At 62.9% G+C, this 7358-nt stretch carries 8 protein-coding genes and 1 pseudogene; 7 read left to right on the forward strand and 2 right to left on the reverse strand.

Annotated features, from left to right (window positions below):
- Together AC1D1X_RS11465 and AC1D1X_RS11470 are read right to left on the reverse strand one after the other, a co-directional pair.
- The coding region (locus tag AC1D1X_RS11465; protein WP_477698304.1) for a class I SAM-dependent methyltransferase at window positions 1-556 on the reverse strand (556 nt) is incomplete at its 3' end.
- Window positions 557-790: 234 nt separating this feature from the next.
- Window positions 791-1705: an alpha/beta fold hydrolase gene (locus AC1D1X_RS11470; protein ID WP_477668550.1), complete on the reverse strand. Its 915-nt coding sequence runs from the start codon at window positions 1703-1705 to the stop codon at window positions 791-793.
- A 394-nt stretch (window positions 1706-2099) separates the two neighbouring features.
- Here AC1D1X_RS11470 and AC1D1X_RS11475 point away from each other — a divergent pair, with 394 nt between their 5' ends.
- The 7 genes and pseudogenes from AC1D1X_RS11475 to AC1D1X_RS11505 all read left to right on the forward strand — a co-directional run.
- Window positions 2100-2432: a polyhydroxyalkanoic acid system family protein gene (locus AC1D1X_RS11475; protein WP_477668551.1), complete on the forward strand. Its 333-nt coding sequence runs from the start codon at window positions 2100-2102 to the stop codon at window positions 2430-2432.
- 20 nt (window positions 2433-2452) lie between these two features.
- The gene (locus AC1D1X_RS11480; protein WP_477668552.1) at window positions 2453-3400 is read left to right on the forward strand and encodes a LysR family transcriptional regulator; all 948 of its coding nucleotides are present in this window, start codon (window positions 2453-2455) and stop codon (window positions 3398-3400) included.
- Between the two features lie 33 nt (window positions 3401-3433).
- Window positions 3434-4687 carry a CaiB/BaiF CoA transferase family protein gene (locus AC1D1X_RS11485; protein WP_477668553.1) on the forward strand — a complete coding sequence of 418 codons (1254 nt, stop codon included), beginning with the start codon at window positions 3434-3436 and terminating at the stop codon, window positions 4685-4687.
- Entirely contained in the window at window positions 4684-5640 is a 957-nt protein-coding gene (locus tag AC1D1X_RS11490) for a hydroxymethylglutaryl-CoA lyase (RefSeq protein ID WP_477668554.1), read from the forward strand. The genes AC1D1X_RS11485 and AC1D1X_RS11490 overlap by 4 nt, the downstream gene beginning before the upstream one ends.
- Window positions 5637-6029: a VOC family protein gene (locus AC1D1X_RS11495; RefSeq protein WP_477668555.1), complete on the forward strand. Its 393-nt coding sequence runs from the start codon at window positions 5637-5639 to the stop codon at window positions 6027-6029. The genes AC1D1X_RS11490 and AC1D1X_RS11495 overlap by 4 nt, the downstream gene beginning before the upstream one ends.
- Window positions 6030-6064: 35 nt before the next feature.
- On the forward strand, window positions 6065-7048 hold the full coding sequence (locus AC1D1X_RS11500) for a Bug family tripartite tricarboxylate transporter substrate binding protein (protein WP_477668556.1): 984 nt from the start codon (window positions 6065-6067) through the stop codon (window positions 7046-7048).
- 83 nt (window positions 7049-7131) lie between these two features.
- Window positions 7132-7358, forward strand: a pseudogene (locus tag AC1D1X_RS11505) (tripartite tricarboxylate transporter substrate binding protein); the annotation flags it as partial.

A 7358-nucleotide genomic window follows, 5' to 3' on the forward strand; every position in this document is an offset into this window, starting at 1 on the left:
GCCTTGCTGCCATGTACGGATTGATGCCTGCGTCCAGCATGACATCGCCTATGAACACAATCGCCTCATGTGTTTCTGGCGATGCAGGCGGCCAGATGCTGCTGTGTACGCCGCGGAAAAAATCCATCTCCAGAAACGCCATCGTTCCACCCGGCCGGACCCAATTCGCCACGCGCGCAACAGCAGCCTCGGGACTTGCGACGTACAGCAGGAAGTACCGGCCAACTATGGCGTCAAACGTCCGGGCCGGCTCAAAATCGTCCATATCTGCCAAAACAAACTTCACGTTCCGGAAACCCGAATCAGCGATGCGCAAAGCGGCGGCGTCAAGCTGGGCCGGGTCCCGGTCCACCGCCGTCACTTCGCCGCCGGGCCCCACACGGCTTGCCAGCAACAAGGTCATATCACCGCTTCCGCAGCCCAGTTCCAGGACCTGGGACCCAGGCTGTACGTCGGCCCCTGTCAGCAGGTTCTCGGTAAGCGGCAGTATTGCCAGCCCCTGCATTTTCAACCGGTCGCGCTCTTTTTCACTGCTGTGCAACGGGTAGATTTTCATCCTTCATGGATCCTTTTTCCTGGTTGTCATGTCGTTCCAGAGCGGCGGCAAAGTACCCGCACCAGATGCCCGAATCGGGCAGGCATACATCGGCGATGTGACGCCAGCAACGTGATTCTCGAAAGAGCAGTATCCAGCCCCTGCAAAGCTCTGCACAGTGTGTGAACTACGGTATCCAGAGATCTCAGCCCGGTAGGCAATACCGTAGCCAAGCCGGCTCTGACCACGACCGGGCTAGAAAATCCCGTATTGCGCGGCCCGGTGCGCAGCTTCAGCCCGCGTTTTGCTACCCAGGGCTTTCAAGGCAGCGCTCACATGCATTTCAACCGTACGAGGACTCAGGGATAGTGTGCGTGCGATCTGTTTGTCGGTCTGTCCTTGCGCTACCTGCCTCAGCACCTCGGCTTGGCGCACTGTCAGCCGGAAAGCAGGTGCCGCAGCGCCCTCGTTGCCGGCGAGAAATTCAAGCACGGTATCGCGCACCCCGGGCCATGCCGGCTCCTCCTCCAAAGGGATGTTGTTGTGCGAGTCAACCGGAACGAAGCGTGCGGCAGGAATGAGTGTGGCCAGCCTTTGCCCTTCGTCTATCGGATACAAAATGTCTTGGCGGGCATGCAGAACCAGGCAAGCGGTGTCAATCCGCTGCGCACTTGCGCTGAGGTCCAGGTCATAAAACGCGCGGACGCTCTGTGCAGCGATGGCGCCGTTCATGCGCTGGCTGACGATTCGATCATGGGCCTCAAGTTGCCCGGCCGAGGCGTCCGGGAGAAATTGCGCCGTGAATATGCGCCGAAAAGATACCGCAAACTCGCTTCTCCCATCCAGCCCGGATTCGTACACCTGCAACGCCGCCATGGCATCGTCCCGTTGCGCGGGAGTCAATTCACGCCGCAAACGCCCGCGAACGGCCCCTCCATAGATAACCAGGCGCGTCAACCGGGCAGGATGGCGGGCGGCATACTCGATTGCTGCATACGACCCCGTACACACCGCCATCATGGCAAAGCGCGTCAGACCCGCTGCATTGACGACCGCCTCAATGTCTTCCACCCAGGCATCCAGGGACATGCGCGCAGGCTTGCGCTCCGAAAGCCCACAGCCCCGCATATCGAGCCTGATCACGGTGTGACGGGCGGCCAGCGCGTCCATCCAGTGCCTGCTCGCGGGTCCAGGCGATGTCAGGTCGTTGTCGGTGTACTGCAGGGTGACCCATACAACTGGCGGCCCGCAGCCAGTTGCAGTGAAAGCGATGGCCGTTCCATCGGCGCTTTTGCAAAAATGAATGGAATTTGGATTCTTCAAAAGAGGGGGCTGTTGCAAATTTGTCTGACAACGCACGGGTAGATGGGGGTGCGTCAACAGTGCTCAGTATCACATCACAACGCAGTGTCTTGAACAGGGCCGAAAGCGTAGCCCGCTTTGAAATACTGCCTGAACGAAACGTCGGCACCGGTAAGCGTTTTATGATGCAGTCAAACGGCTGGCCCGGCTGCCAAAGACGAACGGCACAAGGCGCTTCAAATCAACAACACGGAGACCACGAATGGCTGACATCCAGATCCAGCGCGAACACACCCTGGGCCTTGCGGAGGCGCGCAAGATAGCCTTCAAATGGGCCGAGCAGGCCGAAGAAAAATTCGACATGGAATGCACTTACGAAGAGGGCAAGGACGAAGACCTGGTCAGCTTTACCCGCTCGGGTGTCAGCGGCACGCTGACCGTCACCAAGGACCGCTTCGATCTCCAGGCCAAGCTGGGTTTCCTGCTCGGCGCCTTCAAAGACAGGATCGAGGACGAGATCGTGAAAAACCTGGACGCCCTGATCGCGAAAAAGCCTGCGGCCAAAAAAGCCACCACCAAAAAGAAGGCGGCCTGAGTTTTCAGGCTCATTTCCCCGTGAGCTACAACCTCGCCCGGTTTGACCTGGTGTCGGTGCGCCTGGCGGTGGCCTGCGCCCAGACAGGCAGCCTGACGGCCGCGGCACGCGACTCGCACCTGGCGCTGGCTGCCGCCAGCCGGCGCATCCGGGAGCTTGAGGACGCCCTGGGCGACGCGCTGTTCGAACGCCACCCACGCGGCCTGCTCCCCACGGCGGCGGGCCGCGTCTTCGTCAAGCACGGCCTCACCCTGCTGCAGACCATGGAACAGTTGGGCGGCGAACTGGCCGACCTGCGGCGCGGCATCGCGCGCCACATCCGGTTGTGTGCCAGCAGCGCTGCCATCAGCCAGTTTTTGCCGCCGCTGCTGGCACGCTATGGTGAGCTGCACCCGCAGGTGCATATCGACCTGGAAGAGCAGGTGTCGGAAGCGGTGGCGGCTACCCTGCGTGAAGGCCGGGCCGACGTGGCGGTGTTCGTGGAAGGCCCGGACACCACCGGGCTGGACACCCGGTTGTTCCGCGAAGACGAGCTGGTACTGATCCTGCCCGCCGGCCACACGCTGGCAGGCAGCAAGACACCGCTGGCCTTTGTCGATGCGCTCGACGAGGAATGGATCAGCCTGACCGCTGGCGCCGCCATGCTGCAAAAGCAGCAACAGGCCGCGCTGGCCGCCAACCGGCCGCTGAAATTACGCATGCAGGTGCGCAGCTTTGACGCGGTATGCCATATGGTGGCCTCAGGCTTGGGTGTGGCCATCTTGCCCAAAGCCGCCACGCTGCCCATGGTCAAAAGCATGAAACTCAGCTGGCGGCCGCTGGCCGACGCCTGGGCCCAGCGCCGCCTGCTGACAGCCACCATCACGGGCCAGCCCGATGCGGGTATTGCCTCGCTGGCGGACTTCCTCAGCCCGAAAGAGGTCCCGCCTTCGCAAAACGCGAAACCCAAGGCCCCAAAGCGCAAATAGACGGGACCAGCTGGCGGCGGCACACTGCCCGCCATGCCCTCTCCTGAAAAATCCCCTCCAGCTTCCGGTGTCTCCACCGCGCAAGGCCCGCTCGCCGGGCTGAAAGTGCTGGAGCTCGGCCAGCTGATCGCCGGCCCCTTCGCCGCCAAGACACTGGCGGACTTCGGCGCCGACATCATCAAGATCGAAACGCCGGGCGCGGGCGACCCGCTGCGCAAATGGCGCTTGCTCAAAGACGGCACTTCGGTGTGGTGGCAGGTGCAGTCGCGCAACAAGCGCTCGGTCGCGCTGGATCTGAAGAGCCCCGAGGCACAGGCCATCGTGCGCCAGCTCGCGCTTGACGCCGATGTGTTGATCGAGAACTTCCGTCCCGGCGCCATGGAAGGCTGGGGCCTGGGCCCCGACGAGTTACTGGCGCTGAACCCTCGACTCATCATGCTGCGCATCAGCGGTTACGGCCAGACCGGCCCCTACCGCGACAAGCCGGGCTTCGGCGTGGTGGCCGAGGCCATGAGTGGCCTGCGCCACCTGACGGCCGAGCCGGGCCGTGTGCCGGTGCGTGTGGGGGTGAGCATCGGTGACACGCTGGCCGCACTGCACGGCGTCATTGGCATCCTGCTGGCGATGCAGGAACGCCAGCGCTCCGGCAAAGGCCAGGTGATCGATGTGGCGCTTTATGAAGCGGTGTTCAACTGCATGGAAAGCCTGCTGCCTGAATACAGCTCCTTTGGCGCGGTTCGCGGCGCGGCCGGCAGCGCCCTGCCCGGCATTGCGCCCAGCAACGCTTATCTGTGCAAGGACGGCGGCTATGCGCTGGTGGCCGGCAACGGCGACAGCATCTTTAAACGGCTGATGGCCACCATAGGCCGCAGCGATCTCGGCAACGACCCGGCGCTGGCTGATAACGCCGGCCGCGTGGCGCGCGTGGAAGAAATCGACGCAGCCATCGGCCAGTGGACCCTGGGCCTCACGGTCGATGAAGTGCTGGCGGCGCTCGACAAGGTCTCGGTGCCCGCGGGCCGCATTTACACCGTGGCCGATATCGCGGCCGACCCGCACTACCAGGCGCGCGGCATGCTCGACGAAGTTCAGATGGACGACGGAAGCACGCTGGCAGTACCCGGCATCGTGCCCAAACTCTCGCGCACACCGGGCGGGCACCGTCGCAATGCGCCGCAGGTGGGGCAGGACACCGTTGCGGTGCTGCGCGAGATCGGACTTTCAACCGAACAGATTCAGGCGCTAAAGGACAAGGGCATCGTGGCCGGGAAGGACGTCAGCGCATGAACACCGCAAAACGGATTTACTTTAATGAGGTCGCTACGCGCGACGGCTTCCAGATCGAACCCGCTTTCATTTCCACCGATGACAAGGTCGCGCTCGTCGATGCCCTCAGCGAATGCGGCTACGCCAAGATTGAAGTGACATCGTTTACCTCGCCCAAGGCCATTCCCATGCTGCGTGACGCCGAAGAGGTGATGGGCCGCATACGCCGCGTGCCCGGCGTGGAATACACCGTGCTGGTGCCCAACCTGCGCGGGGCGGAGCGAGCGCTGGAGTCGCGGGCCGACGAACTCAACCTGGTGATGTCGGTGTCGGAAACCCACAACCTGGCCAACCTGCGCATGCCCCGCGAGAAAAGCTTTGCCGCGCTCTCTGATGTCATTCGCCATGTCGACGGCCGCACGCCCATCAACATTTCGCTGTCGTGCTGCTTCGGCTGCCCGATGGAAGGCGAAGTGATCGAGGACGAAGTGCTGCGCTGGAGCGATCGCTTCGCCGCCTTCGGCGCAGACCGCGTGCGCGGCGTCACGATCTGCGACACCACCGGCATGGCCCACCCGGCGCAAGTCAGCCGCATGGTGAAAGTTTTGCAGCAACGTTTTGAAGGCCTACAACTGACCCTGCACTTTCATAACACGCGCGGCATGGGCCTGGCCAATGTGCTGGCGGCCGTGCAGGGCGGCATCACGCGCTTTGACGGCTCGCTGGGTGGCCTGGGTGGCTGCCCTTATGCGCCCGGCGCCAGCGGCAACATCAGCAGCGAAGATGCGGTGCACATGCTGGATGCCATGGGCTACGACACCGGCATGGACCTTGAAAAGCTGCTGGCCGTGGCGCGGCAAATGCCCGGCATTGTCGGCCATGACGTGCCCGGACAAGTGGCCAAGGCGGGCCGCATCACCGACTTGCATGCGCCGCCGCCTTATGTGGCTGAACTGAGGGCGGCATCGGCATGATTCGGCAGCTGGACCATTTGGTGCTGACCACGGCGGACGAAAAAGCCTGCGTGGATTTCTACACCCGCGTGCTGGGTATGACGCTGGAAACTTTTATCGGCGGCACACCACCGGTAGAGCGCAAGGCCTTCAAGTTCGGCCAGCAAAAAATCAACCTGCACGTCAAAGGCAATGAGTTCGAACCCAAGGCCCACCTGCCAGTGCCGGGCGCCCTGGACCTGTGCTTTCTGGCCAACATTCCCCTTGCCGAAGTGATCATCCGCCTCGAGCGGGAGCGTTGTCCAATCATTGAAGGCCCCGTGCTGCGTACCGGCGCCACACAAAAAATCCGCTCGGTCTATGTGCGCGACCCCGACCGGAATTTGATAGAGATTTGCGAACCCGCCTGAAACAGCATCCCAAAACTACAACCGGAGACAACGACATGAGAAAACGTAATTTCTTCCACCATCTCGCCATCCTGGCAGGGGCGATGACCGGTCTGGCAGTGCTGCCTGCCGCGGCGCAGCAGGCCTATCCCGGCCGCCCGGTCACCGTCATCGTGCCGCAGGCGGCGGGCGGAGCCAACGATGCCATTGCGCGCATCGTGTCCCAAAAGCTCGGCGAAATCATGGGCCAGACCTTTCTGGTTGATAACCGGCCCGGCGCGGGCGGTAATGTCGGCACCGCCCAGGTGGCCAAAGCCAGGCCCGATGGCTACACCCTGCTGCTGACGACCAACAGCGCGCACGTCATCAATCCCGCCATCTACAAAAGCACCGGTTTCGACCCCGTGAAGGATTTCGAGCCGGTCGGCCTGGTGGCCAACGCCGGCTATGTGCTGGTTGCCAACTCGGCCTTTCCCGCCAATTCGGTGGTCGAGCTGATTGCCCAGGCAAAAGCCAGCCCCGGTCAGATCAGCTATGCCTCGGCCGGCAACGGCACGCTGAACCACCTGATCGGCGAAATGTTCAAGCGGGCGGCCGGCGTGGACATGCTGCACGTTCCCTACAAGGCTTCGGCTGCCGCAGCCACCGATGTTGCCGGCGGACAGATTCCGGTGTCGGTACAGAGCCTGCCGTCGGCGCTGCCCTTCCTGCAGTCCGGAAAAATCAAGGTGCTTGGCGTAGTGAACGAAAAGCGTCTGGCCTCCTTGCCAAATGCGCCGACGATTGGCGAAACCCTGCCAGGCTTCGGCTCGACACCATGGTATGGGCTGTTGGCGCCCGCCGGTACGCCCAGGGAAGTCATCGTCAAGCTGCAGGCCGCCCTTGAAAAAACCCTGGCCAGCAGGGACGTGGCAGACAAGCTCGCGGTACAAGGCTGCGACGTAATGACCGCCAGCCCAGCGCAGTTTGCTGCGTTGATCCAGGGCGACCTGCCGCGCTGGAACAAGATCGTCAAGGACTCTGGCGCCCGCATCGACTGATCCACCGCCCTTCAGCCAAAACCTGGTCGGGCATTGTCCGGCCTGAGTCACCCTTCCCCGAAAAAAACTATCCGGAGACAACCATGACCCTTATTTCCCGCAGAACCCTCATGGCCGTCGCCAGCCTGAGCACGGCCGCCTGGCTCAACCCGGTGCGTGCACAGCTCGCCGGCAAACCCATCACACTCATTGTTCCCACGGCGGCCGGTGGCACCACCGACATTGCGGCGCGCATGCTGGCCGAGCCCTTGGGCAGGATTCTGCAAACCTCGGTGGTCGTGGACAACCGCGGCGGCGGCAACGGCAACAT

The sequence above is a fragment of the Polaromonas sp. P1_G4 genome, assembly GCF_056405475.1.

What these genes read in the sequence shown, in the direction of transcription:
- AC1D1X_RS11470 (WP_477668550.1), bottom strand. Translation starts at nt 1,705, where the DNA reads ATGGACGCGCTGGCCGCCCGTCACACCGTGATCAGGCTCGATATGCGG.
- AC1D1X_RS11475 (WP_477668551.1), top strand. Translation starts at nt 2,100, where the DNA reads ATGGCTGACATCCAGATCCAGCGCGAACACACCCTGGGCCTTGCGGAG.
- AC1D1X_RS11485 (WP_477668553.1), top strand. Translation starts at nt 3,434, where the DNA reads ATGCCCTCTCCTGAAAAATCCCCTCCAGCTTCCGGTGTCTCCACCGCG.
- AC1D1X_RS11490 (WP_477668554.1), top strand. Translation starts at nt 4,684, where the DNA reads ATGAACACCGCAAAACGGATTTACTTTAATGAGGTCGCTACGCGCGAC.
- AC1D1X_RS11495 (WP_477668555.1), top strand. Translation starts at nt 5,637, where the DNA reads ATGATTCGGCAGCTGGACCATTTGGTGCTGACCACGGCGGACGAAAAA.
- AC1D1X_RS11500 (WP_477668556.1), top strand. Translation starts at nt 6,065, where the DNA reads ATGAGAAAACGTAATTTCTTCCACCATCTCGCCATCCTGGCAGGGGCG.